We start from the raw sequence: 15,268 nt of genomic DNA on the forward strand, positions 1-15,268 counted from the left end.
CGCTGAATGGGCAAGACCAGCTAGGCGCGCTTGACGTGGATCTTGGTCGAAATCTGCTGCGCCTTCTGCTCGGGGACGGGGACCCTGACCTCGAGGACGCCGTCGGTATAGGTCGCGCTCACGTCATCCGCAGTGGCCCCCTCGGGGAGCCTGACCGTACGGGAGAACGAGCCGTACCGGAACTCGCTCCGGTATCCGTACTTCTCCTTGCGCTCCTGGTTCTCCTCGCGGCGCGCCTGAATCGTCAGCGCACCGTCCGCGACGCTCACGTCGACGTCCGTCTCAGGGTCAACGCCGGGGAGCTCAGCGCGGACCACCAGGTCGTTGCCGTCCATGTGCTCCTCGACCTTGATCCCCGATGTCCCTCCCTCACCCTCGAAGAGCCGCTCGAACAGATCGAACGGGCCTTTGCGCGGGTCGAACCACCTGGTCAAATCTGACATCGTGCCTCCCTCTCCTGACGCACCTCAATGTCCAGCACCCTGCAGCAAAGAGGCACCGCCCCTTGCCACTTCCAGTCTGGAACGAGGTGGCCTCAGTTCGGAACGGCCGAAAGGTCGGAACCTGAGGTCACCCCGTGTTGCGAAGGCCAGCCGCGACGCCGTTGATCGTGATGAGCAGGGCGCGTTGGAGCCGCTCGTCGATCTCCTTGCCCGAAACGTCCGCGTCGGCCTGCTCGCGGATGCGCCGCAGGAGTTCGACCTGGAGGTAGCTGATCGGATCGAGGTACTGGTCGCGAATCTCCAGGGTGCGCTTGAGGGTCGGCGCTGCCTCGAGGAGGTCCCGCTCCCCCGTCAGCCGCTCCACCTCGACAACCGTGAGCTCGTACTCGGCACGGATGTCCTCGAAGATGTGGTGCAACTCGCGCGGCACGAGCGACGAGACGTAGTGCGAGGCGATCTCGAGGTCGGTCTTCGCGAGCGTCATCTCGACGTTGGAGATGACCGACTGGAAGAACGGCCAGCGCTCCATGATCTCGCGGAGCTCCGCGTCCTTCCCAGCCTCCCGCGCGGCGCGAAGCCCCGAGCCGACGCCGAACCAGCCTGGGATGATCTGGCGCGACTGCGTCCAGCCGAACACCCACGGAATGGCGCGGAGGCCTTCGAGCCCCGCACCGGAGTCAGGCCGCTTCGAGGGCCGGGAGCCGATGTTGAGCTGCCCGAGCTGCTCAACCGGCGTCGAGGAAACGAAGTACGCGGGAAGGTCCGGATCGTCGATGAGCTTCCGATACCTCGCGAAAGCGGCGTCGGAGATCAGGTCCATGAGGTCGGCGTAGCGCTCCCGCTCGTCGACGGTGGTGCGCGGGGCGCGGTGAAGGGCGGAACCGCGCATGACAGCTGCAAGCGACAGCTCGAGGTTCTCCCGCGCGAGCTCGGGCAGCGAGTACTTGTCGCTGATCACCTCACCCTGCTCGGTGAACTTGATCTCGCCCTCGAGGACCCCGTTCGGCTGGGCCATGATCGCGTCGTAGGTCGGGCCTCCGCCGCGGCCCACTGAGCCGCCGCGCCCGTGGAACAACCGCAGCCTCACGCCGTGACGAGCTGCGACATCGCGGAGCTTGCGCTGCGTCTTGTGGATCTCCCACTGGCTCGTGAGCACGCCGGATTCCTTGTTGGAGTCCGAGTACCCGAGCATGACCTCCTGCACGTCGCCCCGCAGGCGCACGATCTCGCGGTATGCCGGCTCCGAGAGCAGCTGGTCGATGATCTCGGCCGAGGCCCGCAGCTCCTCGACCGTCTCGAGCAGCGGCGCGAAGCCGATGTGCGCGTACGGCGCATCCCCGTATAGCCGCACCAGGCCGGCCTCGCGGGCGAGGAGCGCGGGGGCCAGGACGTCGTCGGCGCCGCGGGTCATCGACACGATGTACGTCTCGATGACGTCCGGCCCGTACACGCGCCGGGCCTGACGGATCACGCGCATCGTCTCGTACACACGAGCCGCGTGGCCCGGCAGCTCGACCGGGTGCCCGGACAGTGGGCGTCGGCTTCCGAGCTCGAGCGCGAGGACCCGGCGGCGCTCGGCCCGCGGGAGCTCGAGATACGGGCGGGACAGCTCGCCGAGCGGATCGAGGAGGAGCCCCACGGCCTCGTGGTGGTAGTCAGCGTGCTCGCGGATGTCGACCGTCGCGAGGTGGAGTCCGAACGAGGCGACGACCCGGCGCACGGTGGCCAGAACGCCGTCGGCCGCCAGCTGTGCCGCGTGCAGGCGGAGGGAACGGTCGAGCACGGCGAGGTCCTCGGCGAGCTGGCTCGTCGCGGCGTAGTCGCGGCCCGGCTCGTGAGCCGTCCCAGCGGCGACACGGCGGCCCGTGTTGAGGAGCTTCGCCTTGATGCACGTGAGCTTGAGCCGGTACGGCTCCTGCGCGTTCAGCTCGAGGACTCGCTTGTCGAGGCCTGGCAGCTTGGCGAGGTCCGCGTCGATCGACTCGAGGAGCTCGGGCTCGGCGCCGGCGAGCGCCGTCGAGTTCGAGAGGAAGCTGATCAGCTCGTCCACGAGCTGCACAGCGATCCGCACGGCCTGCTGATTCTGGAGCGCAAGGATCTCACGGGTGACATCGGGGGTGACGTTCGGGTTGCCGTCACGGTCGCCGCCGATCCACGAGCCGAAGCGCAGCGGCGACGCCGTCGCGGGAAGAGTGACCCCGTGCTCGGCGAGTCGGCCGGAGAGCTCGTCGAGCACCTCGGGGAGCGGCCCAGTGAGGATCTGCCCGAGGTAGTAGACGGCGTTGCGTGCCTCATCGACGGGCGTGGGCCGCACCTGCCGCAACTCGTCCGTCTGCCACATCTGGTCGATGATCTCGGCCAGATGGCGGTCCTGCCGGTGACGAAGGCCTGTGCCCTCGGCCGAAGGCACAGAGAGGATGTTGGAAACGGCACGCAGCTTGTCCAGGACCGAGCGTCGCGATGCCTCGGTAGGATGCGCCGTGAACACCGGACGCACATCGAGCGAGTCCACGACCTCCTGAAGCACCTCGGGCCCAGCCTGCTCGGCGATGTCCCGCACCGCGGCGGCGAGCCAGCCCTCGTCCTCGCGACGCTCGCCGAGCTCCCGCACCCGGTGCAGCTGCTCAGCGGCGTTCGAAAGATGGAAGTAGAACGCGAAGGCGCGCACCAGCTCAGTCGCCTCGTCGAGCGGCAGGGAGGCGAGGAGCTCGCGGACCTGGGCTGCGACGTCGGCCGCGTTCCACGGCCCCAGCGCACCCGCGCCTCCCCGCGCTGCTTCCTTGGACTCCTTCGTGAGGAGCCGCACCTCTTCGACGAGCCGCAGAAGCTCCGGCCCGTGCTGCCGGACGAGGGACTCGCCGAGGAGGGTCGAGACGCGGCGGACGTCGGCGCGCAGCTCGGCCGCGGGGCCCGGACCAGAGGTCACATCTGCGTGGTCAAGCGAGGAGAACGGGGGCATGCGGGCACTCCACAGGGGATTCGGGGCTCGTACGCGACGCCGGATACTGTGAGCCTGGGGGTTTACTCAGCGCCTGAGGATACCGCAGCGTTCTGCGCGCGCGCTCGGGGCGTCCGCATGCTGGCCCGGTATCCTTGAAGCCGTGAAATCCCCCCTCCCCGTGCGCGACGGCGTCAACGCGACACGCCTGCGCCTCCCCGCCGAGGGACCGTGGGAGACGGCGCTCGACTACATGCTGCACCGCTGGGGGCACGTGGACCCCGAGGGAATCCTCAGGAGGTTCGACGACGGCGAGATCGTCGCGGCGGACGGCTCGCCTTTGCATCGGCGCACCCCTCTCGATGAGCACACCTTCATCTGGTACTACCGGACCCTCCCGACGGAGGCGCGGCTCCCCGTCGAGCTGAGCGTGCTCCACCGCGACGACCATCTCATCGTCGTCGACAAGCCCCACTTCCTCCCCACGACGCCCGGCGGCACCTACATCCAGGAGTCCGCGCTGGTGCGGCTCCGCAACGAACTCAACCTCCCGGACCTCGTGCCCATCCACCGCCTCGACCGGATGACCGCCGGCGTCCTCCTCTTCGCCGCGAACCCCGAGACGCGCGGGAAGTACCAGGTGCTCTTCGAGCGGCGGCACGTGGAGAAGGAGTACGAATGCGTGTCGCTCATCGGCCCCGAAACGGCCCAGCGATTCGCCTCGCCCGTCGTCGTGCGCAACCGGATGGTGAAGTCGCGCGACTACCTGCTCGCGGGGGTCGTGGAGGGCGAGCCGAATGCGGAGACCCGGGTGAGCCTCGCCCGTGCTGCGGCCGATCGCGGGCTGTTCCGGCTCGAGCCCCATACGGGCAAGACGCACCAGCTCCGCGTACACATGGCCGGGCTGGGACTGGGGATCCTGCGCGACCCCTTCTACCCCGTCCTCCTCGACAAGGCGCCCGACGACTACGACAAGCCCCTCCAGCTCCTCGCCCGCGCGATCCGCTTCCGCGATCCGTTCACAGGGCGCGAGATCGAGTTCCGCAGCCAGCTCGAACTGAAGGAAGCGCCGGCGGTCTAGGGTTGCGTCCGTGGGAAATCAACAGATTCTGTGGGTCACGGGCGGCGGAAGCGGCATGGGACGTGCGGCGGCGCTCGCGGCATCTCGGTCCGGGTGGACGGTCGCGGTCAGCGGGCGACGAGCCGAGGCGGTCGCCGCGGTTGCCGAAGCCCTCCGTGAGGAGGGAGGCGAAGCGCTCGAGGTTCCGGTCGACGTGCGGGACATTGACGCGCTGCGCGAAGCTCACGACCGCATCGTCGACGAATGGGGTCCAGTCACCGACGTCGTCATTGCCGCGGGACTGAACGCCCCACGGCGGACCTGGGCGGACCAGTCCCTGGAGGAATTCTCCACCATTGTCGACACCAACCTCACAGCCGTGGCCCGCGTCATCGACCTGGTGCTCCCAGGGATGAGGTCGCTCGGGCGTGGCGGCATTGTGGTGGTCTCCTCGTACTCCGCGTGGCGCTTCACCCCGGGCGCGGGTGCCGCCTACATGTCGAGCAAGGCGGCGCTCGGCATGCTCGTGGCGTCCCTCAACGACCAGGAGGGCCCAAATGGGATCAAGGCGTGCCACCTTTGTCCCGGCGACGTGGACACCGAGTTCCTGTCCCTCCGGCCGAATGTGCCGGGCGAGGAACAGCGCGCGTCCATGCTGAGTGCCGAGGACGTGGCCCGCTCAGTCCAGTTCGTCCTGGACAGCCCGCCGCACGTCCGCATCGACGAGCTCGTCATCACGCCCATCGGGCAGCGGTAAGGCTTCCGCGGGGCGACTCCCCGACTTCGCGCCTCAGTGCCCTCGTTCCCTCGTTCCCTCGTTCCCTCAGGGACCATTGGCGCAAATCCAGTTATGGGACAAACTGGTCGCATGAGGATCGACATTGTCACGGGTGACATCACCACCCGTCGAGTCGACGCGATGGTGAACGCCGCCAACAGTTCGCTCCTCGGGGGCGGCGGGGTCGACGGCGCCATCCATCGGGCCGCCGGCCCAGAGCTCCTTGCGGCGTGCCAGGCACTGCGCGAGAAAGAGTACCGCGACGGGCTCCCCGTGGGGCACGCCGTTGCGACCCCCGCCTTCCGGCTCCCGGCCCGCTGGGTGATCCACACCGTCGGCCCCAACTGGCATGCCGGGCAGCGAGACCCGGACCTCCTCCACTCCGCCTTCGAGGAGAGCCTTACCCTCGCCGACAGGCTGGGCGCAACGTCCGTCGCCTTCCCGGCGATCTCCGCTGGCATCTACGGCTGGGACCCCCGCGTGGTCGCTCGCACCGCCGTGGACGCGGTCCGTGGAGCTGACACCGAGACCGTCGAGTTGGTTGAGTTTGTCCTCCGCACGCCGGACATGGCGGACGTCTTCGTGGCCGCTTCGTGACGCCAACTCCCCCATCGATTGCTCCATAACTGACGTTTTGGGGGCTCATAACGACAGTCGTGGAGCAGTCGATCAGCCGACGGGCACCCACTTCCCGCGCCGCTGGCGCAACAGCCTGAGGCGACCTGTCGTCGCGACGTCCTCCACGGCGTCGTGCATCGCGAAGGCGGACTCGCGCGCCGCGGCGAGTTCGTCGTCGTCGTTCGCTGCCTCGACAAGGAAGCGCAGGGTGATCTCGGGAACGCCCCGCACCACGTTGAGCTGGGTTGCCTCGACCAGGTGTCGCGAGCCCAGAGCCTCGGCCGCGGCCTCCATCACGCGCTCGGGCGGGTTGCCTGGCCGGAGGCCTGTGATCTGCAGAACGGCGCGGTAGCTGGGCATGAAGGCCACTCTAAGCGCGACCTATCCTTGACAGGTGACGCTCCAAGACTCCCTGCTCGGTTTTGCCGCGCTCGCCGCGCTCATCACGGTGATTCCCGGGACGGACACGGCCCTCGTGCTCCGCTACACGCTCAGCCAGGGCCGGCGACACGCGTACGTGGCCGCGCTGGGAATGATCTCGGGGGCGTTCGTGTGGGGCGCCGCTGCGGCGACCGGCGTCTCGGCGCTGCTGACCGTTTCCACGGTCGCCTACGACATCCTGCGCTACGCCGGCGCCGCCTACATGGCGTGGCTCGGAGTGACCCTGTGGCGTGCGTCATTTGGGAAGGGCGGGGGCACAACGAACGACGGCGGCGAGGCACCTTTGGGACTCGCTCACCTCGCGTACGAGCCGCTCGGGCGAACTTGGACTAAGGGCCTGGTTTCGAACCTGCTCAACCCGAAGTACGGCATGTTCTGCATCGCCGTGATCCCGCAGTTCCTCGTCCCGGGCGTCCCGCCCGTGTGGATGGGCCTCATGCTGACCGTCGTGAGCAACGTCGAGGCGATCATCTGGTTCATCGCTGTCGTCGGCGCGGCCCACTTCTTCCGGAGATGGCTCGAGGGGCCCTCGTTCCGCAAGTGGATCGACCGCGTGACGGGGACGGTGCTCGGGGCGTTCGGCGTGGCGGCCGTGCTCGAGGCTAGTCGCGCCTGACCGGCGCAAAGCCTTGCCGGATTGCTTCGGCAGGGCCAAGGTGGGTGCATGACGGACACCACTGTGCAGAACGCCGGCACCGACGCCGAGCAGCTCGCCCGCTGGCAGCGCTTCCGCGAGAACCGCAACAAGGCCCTCGCCGAGGAGCACGGGTGGCTCACCCTGACCTCCCTCCAATGGCTCGACCCTGAACCGTCCCCCGTCGAATTCGTGCCGGGACTCTGGTCCACTTCTGAGTCGGTGGGGCTCGAGACGGCAGTGCTGACCGCTCGGGCGGACGAGGGTCTGGTCTTCGACGAGGAAGGCGTCCCTGTCGATGGGACGTTCAGCGCCCACCTCGCCAACGAGGAATCACTCGATTGGGTGCGGTACGGGCCCATCCTTGTGGAACTCGTGATGCGCGGCGGCCGGTACGCGATCCGCACGCGCGACTCGGAATCGCCGACCCTCACCGAATTCCGCGGGGTTCCGGTCTACGACTTCGATCCCGATTGGGTCATCGAGGCCACGTGGGAGCCGTATCCGGAGCCGCGAGAGGTCCCCATCTCGACAGCGAACCCGCTCGTGGACGGCATCCATCTCTCGGCCGGCGAAGTCGTGTTCCACCGGAACGGCCACGAGTACCGACTTCAGGCCGAGCAGCGCCGCCTCGGCGACCTGACCATCACGTTCCACGACGAGACGAACGGCAAGACCACCGACGACTGGCGCAAAGTCACCACAGCCAAACCTCGCCCGGACGGCACGGTCATCCTCGACTTCAACCGCGCGATCAACTATCCGAGTGCGTTCACGCCGTACGGCACGTGCCCGATGCCCGTCAGGGACAACTCCTTGGACCTCCCCGTCGAGGCCGGAGAGAAGATGCCGAACCCCGAACCCTAACCGTTTCGGGTACAGATAAGTCGCCTCTCCTTCACCACGGGTACGAGACCACGAGATTAGCCGTACCCGAGTCGGCTGAGGAGGGCATTATCTGTACCCGAAACAGGAGGTGGGGGTGGGTTAGGTGAAGGCCGAGACGCCCGTCGCGTCGCGGCCTGCGATGAGGCTGTTGACCTCGAACGTGCCCTCGTACGTGTAGACGGCCTCGGCGTCGGCGAAGATCTTGGCCATCCGATAATCGGAGACGATCCCGTTCCCGCCGAGGATCGCCCGGCCGAGGGCGACAGTCTCGCGCATACGGGCCGTCGCCCAGGCCTTCGCGAGGGCAACGCGCGGCATCGTCGCCTCCTCCGCGTCCTGAAGCCGCGCGAGCTGGGCGAGCATGGCCATCGACGCCGTCGCGTTGCCGAGCATCTGCGTGAGCTGGCCCTGCACGAGCTGGAACGAGGCGAGCGGCCGCCCGAACTGCTCCCGCTCGACGGCGTACTTCCGGGCGACGTCGAACGCCGCGAGCTGCTGCCCCACGGCCTGCCAGGCGACGAGGAGCCGCGAGCTGAGCAGGAGGGTCCGGGCGTCGTCGAACGACGCGACGCCGGGGAAGCGATCCGCCTCGGCGACCCGAACGCCGTCGAACGCCAGGTCCGCATTCTGGACGGTGCGCAGCGCAATCTTGTGCTCGATCTTGCGGCGCGTAAGCCCCGCGGAATCCCCGGCGACGATGAAGCAGCGGAGCTGGCCGTCATCCGGGCCGTCGGAGACGCGCGCCCACACGAGCAGGTGATCGGCGAAGGTGCCGTTGCCGATCCACCGCTTGGCGCCGTCGAGCACCCAGTCCTGCCCCTCGCGGCGAGCGCGCAGCGAGAGGCCGCGGGCGACGTCCGACCCGTGCTCCGGCTCCGTCAGCGCGAAGGCGCCCGTGGCGCGGAGGGCCATGGCGTCGGCGAGGTACCGTTCGCGCTGTTCCGGGGTGCCGAACGCTTGAAGCCCCTCGACGAACAGATCGTGGTGGACCATGAAGAACGTGGCGATCGAGGTGTCGGCGCGCGTGAGCTCCGCGATGACGAGGCCGTGGAAGAGCCGAGAGTAGGCGGGGCGGTCGGGCTGGGCGCGGTGCGGCGTGGACAGGCCGAGCGAACCGAGCTTGGGAAGGAGCTCGAAAGGGAACTCCTCTCGGTCCCACCAGCCCTGAGCGTGGGGCGCCACCTCGGCGGCGAGGAAGTCGCGGAGTTCCGCGAGCTTCGCGCGTTCGCGCCGGTCGAGGAGCGCCTGGACGTCGTAGTAGTCAGCGTCGGGGAGGGTCATCGCGGGGCCATCCTGATCGCTCCGTCGAGGCGGATCGTCTCACCATTGAGCATGGCGTTGTCCACGATGTGGGCCACGAGATTCGCGTACTCGGCGGGCCGACCCAGCCGCGCCGGGTGCGGCACCTGCTTCCCGAGCGACTCCTGCGCCTCCTGCGACAGACCTGCCATCATCGGCGTCTCGAAAATGCCGGGCGCAATCGTGACCACGCGGATGAGCGAACGTGCCAGTTCCCGGGCCAAGGGGAGGGTCATCGCGTGCACCGCACCCTTGGAGGCGGAGTACGCTGGCTGCCCGATCTGGCCGTCGAACGCGGCAACCGACGCCGTGTTCACGATTACCCCCCGCTCCGGCCCGCCCAGCTCGGTGCTCACCGGATCCGTCTGCGCCATTGCCGCGGCCGCGAGGCGCAGCACGTTGAACGTCCCGAACAGGTTCACGCGCACCACGCGCTCGAACTGCTCGAGCGGGAGCACGCCGTCGCGCCCGAGCACCTTTCCCGGCGTCGCGATGCCCGCGCAATTGACCACGACGCGCAGCGGCGGCAGCGAATGCTCGCTCCCCACCGCGCGGTCGACGGCGGCCGCCACCTGATCCTCGTCCGTCACGTCGGCGGGGGCGAACGCGGCGGGCGCGCCTTTGGCGGCGAGCTCTTCGGCGTACTCCGCGCCGCGGCTCCCCGGCAGGTCAACGATGACGACGGCGGCACCCCCCTCGTGCAGTCGTCGCACCGTCGCGGCGCCGAGGCCGGACGCCCCGCCCGTGACGAGCGCTGTCGCGCCAGAGAGCTGCATGGCTTCCCCTCACTTCAGTTAATGACGACTAACTGGGCTCATCCTAGCGGGAAGGGGTGACAAGCGTCACGTGGGTGCTCAGCGGCGAGGGCCTCGGGTTCCGCGGGGCGGCGATCACGAAACCCCGGACATGCACCCAGACCCCGGGCTGCAGCCGAGGGTTTCGCTGGAACCCCGAGGTTTCGCGAGCGGGGGGATAGCGTGGGGGTAATGGAGACGTCGGAGGAGTCCCTGGACGCACGCGCCCGAGCCGCAGCAGAGTCAGTCAAGGGCGCCTTCGGGCACGAGTTCCTCGGGATGCGCGGGACGTGGCTCGCGTGGGTGTGGGCGCCGCACCCTCGACCGCAGCTGCCGTGGAGCGAGTGGCACTACTGGTGGCAGGCCCACCTGCTGGACTGCCTCGTCGACGCCGCGCTCCGGGAGCTCCGCACCGGCGACGCCGCCCCGGAGCAAGGCCTTCCGCCGTCGCTCGCCCTCGCACAGCGCCACCTGAAGGGGATCCGGCTGCGGAACTTCGGCCGGTTCCCCAACCTGTTCTTCGACGACATGGCATGGCTCGCGCTGGCCTCGGCGAGAACCGACGGGCTGGCCCGGAAGCTCACCGGCAGCGGCCTCCCGCCGGCCGGCGACGCCGTTCAGGTCCTCGCGGAGAAGCTCAGGGCCGGCCATACCGACGACCTCGGCGGGGGCATGTTCTGGAACACCCGCCGGAAGTACAAGAACACAGCCACCACCGGCCCCGCCGCCCTCTTCTTCGCGCGGACGGGAGACACCGAACGAGCCCAGGCGCTCGTCGACTGGCTCTACAGGAACCTCTTGGACCCCGAATTGGGACTGTTCCTCGACGGCCTCCACCTCGAAAACGACGGCGGAACGCGCCTCGACCGCGCCGTCTACGCCTACAACCAAGGCCCGGTCCTCGGGGCACTTCTGGAACTCGGCGGAGGCAACCTTGGACCGGCCGAGGAGCTCGTCCATGCGGTCGACGCCGGCCTCACGGACGAGCTAGGGCGCGTGAAGGCCCACGGGGGCGGAGATGGAGGCCTCTTCATGGGGATCCTGGGACGCTATCTCGCAGTCGCGGCGGCTGACCGGCGACTGCCCGAGGGAACCAGGGCCACGGCGCGACGCCTCGTCGTCGATACCGCCGAGGCGATCTGGCAGGGGCGGGACAAACGTGACCACCAGATGGTTTTCCCGGCCCACCCGGGCGAGGCTGCCACGTCGTCGTACCCGCCGGGGAGCCCAGTGGAGCTCTGTACGCAGCTCCAAGCCTGGATGCTGCTCGAAGCAGCGGCGACTCTGGCAGCAGACGGTAATTAGGAAACATCAAAATTGCGTAATTGATGTGATTTAGGTCACAATTACGCCAGAATCGACGCGTACTTAGGTGTGGCTAACCTACAGTCGTTCTCGAAGGAAGCGAACGCCCCCGGCTCCGAGCATCCTTCCCCTCGACGTCGAAATGCCATCACCGCGCCCCATGAATGAAAGGACCTTCTGTGAAGATCCGCTCCCAGGCCCTCACCGGCATCGCGCTCGCCGCGGTGGCCGCTCTGGGCCTCACCGCGTGCGGCGGCGCCACGAGCTCCGGCTCGGCGTCCTCCGGCGCTTCCGGCTCAGGCTCCGGCGACACCATCACGGTCTACAACGCGCAGCATCAGGAACTCACGCAGGCGTGGGTCGACGCGTTCACGAAGCAGACCGGCATCAAGGTCAACCTCCGCAACGGCGATGACACCGAGATGGCCCAGCAGATCATCCAGGAGGGCAAGAACTCCCCCGCGGACGTCTTCCTGACTGAGAACTCCCCGGCGATGAGCGCCGTCGAGAACGCTGGACTCTTCGGCGATCCCGGCACCGATGCGAAGAACAACGTCCCCGAGGCGTACCGCCCGTCCACGGCCAAGTGGGTCGGCATCGCGGCCCGCTCCACCGTCTTCGCCTACAACAAGGACAAGCTCAAGGAGAGCGACCTCCCGAAGTCGATCATGGACCTCGCCAAGCCGGAGTGGAAGGGGCGGTGGGCCGCCTCGCCGTCGGGCGCCGACTTCCAGGCCATCGTCTCCGCGATGCTCCAGCTCAAGGGCGAGAGCGCCACCCTCGACTGGCTCAAGGCCATGAAGAACAACTCGAAAGCCTACAAGGGCAACAGCACGGCCATGAAGGCGGTCAATGCCGGCGAGGTCGACGCTGCCGTCATCTACCACTACTACTGGTTCGGCGACCAGGCGAAGACGGGCGAGAACTCGAAGAACGTGGGCCTGTACTACTTCAAGAATCAGGACCCGGGCGCGTTCGTGTCAGTCTCGGGCGGCGGAGTGCTCGCCTCGAGCAAGCACCAGACCGCGGCCCAGAAGTTCCTTGCCTTCATCACGGGCTCTGACGGGCAGAAGGTGCTCCAGACGGGTTCCTCCTTCGAGTACCCGGTCGGCTCGGGGGTTGCTGCGAACCCCAAGCTCACGCCGCTGCAGGACCTCCAGGCGCCCGCCGTGGACGCCGCGAAGCTCAACTCGCAGAAGGTCACCGACCTCATGACCCAGGCAGGACTGCTCTAACCCTTGCTCCAAGCACCAGCCAAGCCGGCACGCCGGTCGCCCTCAGCGGGCGGAGGATCCACCCTCCGCCCGCTGAGGGCCGTCCGCACCCTTCGTCGAGGCAGGACGGGGGCGCCCTGGACCGTCCTTGTCCTGAGCCTCCTGGTCGGGGCGGTCTCGCTGGTTCCGCTCGGCTTCGTGATCGCGATGACGATCGCGACCGGCTGGGACACCGCCGTCGCGCTCATCTTCCGGCCGCGGGTCCTCGAGCTGCTGGGCAACACGGTCTGGCTGGTGCTCATCACGGTGCCGCTGTGCCTCGTGCTGGGGGTGGCGGGCGCGTGGCTCGTTGAACGCACCAAGCTGCGGGCCCATCGCGTGTGGGCCGTCCTCCTGGCAGCGCCGCTGGCCATCCCGGCGTTCGTGAATTCGTACGCGTGGGTCTCGGTGGTGCCGTCGATGTCCGGCCTCGGCTCGGGCGTCCTGCTCGCGACGCTCTCCTATTACCCCCTCGTCTACATCCCAGCGGCGGCCTCACTCTCGCGGCTCGACCCGGCCATCGAGCAGTCCGCAGCCTCGCTCGGGCTTGGCCCGTGGCGCGTGTTCTTCCGTGTGATCCTCCCGCAGCTCCGCATCGCCGTGGCCGGCGGCGGGCTCCTCGTGGGCCTTCACCTCCTGGCCGAATACGGCGCCTTCGCCATGATCCGCTTCGACACGTTCACGACGGCGATCATGGAGCAGTACCGCTCGACGTTCAACGGCGCCGCGGGCAACATGCTCGCGAGCGTCCTCGTGACGCTGTGCCTCGTCATGCTCGTCATCGAGGCCCGCGCCCGTGGCAACGCCCGGTACGCGAAGCTCGGCTCCGGCGCCCAGGCCGCGCCGACCCGCCTCTCTCTCCGCGCCTGGCAGCTACCTGCCCAGCTGGGCCTTCTGGTGCTTGCGGTCCTCGCGCTCGGCGTCCCGTGCTGGGTGATCGGGCGGTGGCTCGTGAGCGGCGGCGCGGAGATCTGGGAGACCGCGGACCTCGCCGCCGCGCTCGGCCAGACCCTGTGGCTCGGCCTCCTCGGCGCAATAGCGACGACGGCGGCGGCCTTCCCGCTCTCGTGGCTCGCAGTGCGTTTCCCCGGCTGGCTCTCGAAGTCCCTCGAGCTCGCGAACTACGTGACGAGCTCGATGCCCGGCATCGTCCTTGCCCTTGCGTTCGTGACGGTGGCACTGCGCTTTGTCCCCGACATCTACCAGAGCACGCTCCTGCTCATCGTGGCATACGTCCTGCTGTTCCTCCCGCGGGCGCTCGTGAGCCTCCGCGCGGGCCTCGCCCAGGCCCCGAAGGAGCTCGAGGAGGCTGCACGGGCCCTCGGCCGGCGGCCCATGGCGGCGTTCTTCCGCGTGACCCTGCGGCTGGCGGCCCCCGCGACGGCGGGCGGTGCCGCCCTCGTGTTCCTCGCCATCGTCAACGAGCTCACGGCGACGCTCCTGCTCGCACCGACCGGGACGAGCACGCTCGCCACCCAGTTCTGGGGCCTCTCGAGTGGGATCGACTACGCGGGCGCGGCCCCCTACGCGCTGCTCATGATCCTGCTCTCCGCGCCCATGACCTACCTTTTGTTCCAGCAGTCGAAGAAGGCGGCCGGCCAGTGACCGAACAGAGCCCCACCCCGACCTTTGCATCCCGGCTCCCCGAGCCGCGGGTCGCACCCTCCATCGCCGACACCGCGGACCATCACCTCGAGATCGAAGGCGTCACCAAGACGTTCGGCCGGGGCGGCTCCCGCGGCGGGAGGAACGAGGTGCTCAAGGGCATCAACCTGCACGTGGCGCGCGGAGGGACGACCGCGATCGTGGGCCCCTCGGGGTCCGGCAAGACGACGCTGCTGCGGCTCATCGCAGGCTTCGAGTCCCCCGACGCCGGGCGGATCACACTCGATGGCGAGGCCGTGGCCGGCGAGAGATGGGTCCCGGCGCACCGACGCAACATCGGCTACGTGGCCCAGGACGGCGCCCTGTTCCCGCACCTCTCCGTGGGACAGAACATTGCATTCGGGCTCGACCACGGAAAATACCGGGGGCGCAAGGTGGTCGCCGCGCGCGTCGAGGAGCTCCTCGAGATGGTCGCGCTCGACGGCTCCTACGCGAAGCGCCGCCCCCACGAGCTCTCGGGCGGCCAGCAGCAGCGCATCGCCCTCGCGCGGGCGATGGCGCGCGAGCCCGAGGTCATGCTGCTCGACGAGCCGTTCTCGGCGCTCGACGCCGGCCTGCGCGTGGCGACCCGCCGCGCGGTCTCGAAGGTGCTCGCCAAGGCGGGCGTCACCACGATCCTCGTGACCCACGACCAAGCCGAGGCACTGAGCTTCGCCGACCAAGTCGCCGTCATGCGAGGCGGCAAGCTCGCGCAGATCGGCAACCCATTCGTCGTCTACACGCGCCCCGCGGACCGGGCGACCGCCGAATTCCTGGGCGACGCCGTCATCCTCGACGCCTGGCTCGAAGGCAGCCTCGCGATGTGCTCGCTCGGGCCCATCCCGGTGCGGCACCCCACCACGCAGGGCCATGTCCAGATCATGCTGCGGCCCGAGCAGGTGCGGATCGCGAGCGACTCCCCCATCCACGGGACCGTGCTGGACTGGGACTACTTCGGCCCCGAGTCCTCCGTGCGGATCAAGCTCGCGGACCGCCCGGCCGACCTTGCCTTGGACTCGAGGGTCCCCGGCGGCGGGGAGGTCATCACGATCCGCCACTGGAACGCCGCCATGGCGCGCAAGGGCATGGACCTCGCGCTCAAGGTCATCGGCGAGGGAGTCGCGTTCCCTTTGGGGGAGCCCGCTGCGGGGCCGAGCCGCCTCGCCGAGTAGG

Annotated in this window: 14 protein-coding genes; 9 read left to right on the plus strand and 5 right to left on the minus strand. The window is 68.9% G+C overall.

What is annotated here, in order from left to right; genetic code table 11:
• Positions 1 to 20: 20 nt before the first annotated feature.
• Together E5679_RS12960 and ppc are read right to left on the minus strand one after the other, a co-directional pair.
• Positions 21 to 443: an Hsp20/alpha crystallin family protein gene (locus tag E5679_RS12960; RefSeq protein ID WP_138416506.1), complete on the minus strand. Its 423-nt coding sequence runs from the start codon at positions 441 to 443 to the stop codon at positions 21 to 23.
• A 127-nt stretch (positions 444 to 570) separates the two neighbouring features.
• Positions 571 to 3,402, minus strand: a complete 2,832-nt coding sequence (gene ppc / locus E5679_RS12965; protein ID WP_138416508.1) for a phosphoenolpyruvate carboxylase — start codon at positions 3,400 to 3,402, stop codon at positions 571 to 573.
• A gap of 142 nt (positions 3,403 to 3,544) precedes the next feature.
• Here ppc and E5679_RS12970 point away from each other — a divergent pair, with 142 nt between their 5' ends.
• From E5679_RS12970 to E5679_RS12980, 3 genes are all read left to right on the plus strand, one after another.
• Positions 3,545 to 4,462, plus strand: a complete 918-nt coding sequence (locus E5679_RS12970; protein ID WP_138416510.1) for a pseudouridine synthase — start codon at positions 3,545 to 3,547, stop codon at positions 4,460 to 4,462.
• A 10-nt stretch (positions 4,463 to 4,472) separates the two neighbouring features.
• Entirely contained in the window at positions 4,473 to 5,198 is a 726-nt protein-coding gene (locus E5679_RS12975) for an SDR family oxidoreductase (RefSeq protein WP_249336115.1), read from the plus strand.
• Positions 5,199 to 5,309: 111 nt separating this feature from the next.
• Positions 5,310 to 5,816 carry an O-acetyl-ADP-ribose deacetylase gene (locus tag E5679_RS12980; protein ID WP_138416512.1) on the plus strand — a complete coding sequence of 169 codons (507 nt, stop codon included), beginning with the start codon at positions 5,310 to 5,312 and terminating at the stop codon, positions 5,814 to 5,816.
• A 72-nt stretch (positions 5,817 to 5,888) separates the two neighbouring features.
• On the opposite strand, the gene E5679_RS12985 is transcribed toward E5679_RS12980, so the two are convergent.
• Positions 5,889 to 6,197, minus strand: coding sequence for a hypothetical protein (locus E5679_RS12985; RefSeq protein ID WP_138416514.1), 309 nt, complete (start codon positions 6,195 to 6,197; stop codon positions 5,889 to 5,891).
• A gap of 34 nt (positions 6,198 to 6,231) precedes the next feature.
• On the opposite strand from E5679_RS12985, the gene E5679_RS12990 reads away from it, so the two are divergent.
• Positions 6,232 to 6,894 carry a LysE family translocator gene (locus tag E5679_RS12990; RefSeq protein ID WP_249336116.1) on the plus strand — a complete coding sequence of 221 codons (663 nt, stop codon included), beginning with the start codon at positions 6,232 to 6,234 and terminating at the stop codon, positions 6,892 to 6,894.
• Positions 6,895 to 6,942: 48 nt separating this feature from the next.
• The gene (locus E5679_RS12995; RefSeq protein ID WP_138416516.1) at positions 6,943 to 7,779 is read left to right on the plus strand and encodes a DUF1684 domain-containing protein; all 837 of its coding nucleotides are present in this window, start codon (positions 6,943 to 6,945) and stop codon (positions 7,777 to 7,779) included.
• Between the two features lie 120 nt (positions 7,780 to 7,899).
• Here E5679_RS12995 and E5679_RS13000 read toward each other — a convergent pair whose 3' ends face one another.
• Together E5679_RS13000 and E5679_RS13005 are read right to left on the minus strand one after the other, a co-directional pair.
• Complete coding sequence (locus E5679_RS13000; RefSeq protein WP_138416518.1) at positions 7,900 to 9,081, minus strand: acyl-CoA dehydrogenase family protein; 1,182 nt, start codon at positions 9,079 to 9,081, stop codon at positions 7,900 to 7,902.
• Entirely contained in the window at positions 9,078 to 9,875 is a 798-nt protein-coding gene (locus tag E5679_RS13005) for an SDR family NAD(P)-dependent oxidoreductase (RefSeq protein ID WP_138416520.1), read from the minus strand. Before E5679_RS13005 ends, E5679_RS13000 begins: the two co-directional genes overlap by 4 nt.
• Before the next feature lie 210 nt (positions 9,876 to 10,085).
• On the opposite strand from E5679_RS13005, the gene E5679_RS13010 reads away from it, so the two are divergent.
• The 4 genes from E5679_RS13010 (at position 10,086) to E5679_RS13025 (ending at position 15,267) form a co-directional block, all read left to right on the plus strand.
• Positions 10,086 to 11,198 carry a glycoside hydrolase family 76 protein gene (locus tag E5679_RS13010; RefSeq protein WP_138416522.1) on the plus strand — a complete coding sequence of 371 codons (1,113 nt, stop codon included), beginning with the start codon at positions 10,086 to 10,088 and terminating at the stop codon, positions 11,196 to 11,198.
• 179 nt (positions 11,199 to 11,377) lie between these two features.
• Positions 11,378 to 12,433 (plus strand): iron ABC transporter substrate-binding protein, encoded by a 1,056-nt coding sequence (locus E5679_RS13015; RefSeq protein ID WP_138416524.1) that lies wholly within the window; start codon positions 11,378 to 11,380, stop codon positions 12,431 to 12,433.
• A gap of 132 nt (positions 12,434 to 12,565) precedes the next feature.
• Complete coding sequence (locus E5679_RS13020; RefSeq protein WP_420821073.1) at positions 12,566 to 14,056, plus strand: ABC transporter permease; 1,491 nt, start codon at positions 12,566 to 12,568, stop codon at positions 14,054 to 14,056.
• Entirely contained in the window at positions 14,053 to 15,267 is a 1,215-nt protein-coding gene (locus E5679_RS13025; RefSeq protein ID WP_249336117.1) for an ABC transporter ATP-binding protein, read from the plus strand. Before E5679_RS13020 ends, E5679_RS13025 begins: the two co-directional genes overlap by 4 nt.
• Position 15,268 lies beyond the last annotated feature (1 nt).

The sequence above is a fragment of the Sinomonas gamaensis genome, assembly GCF_005876955.1.
GTDB lineage: Bacteria > Actinomycetota > Actinomycetes > Actinomycetales > Micrococcaceae > Sinomonas > Sinomonas gamaensis.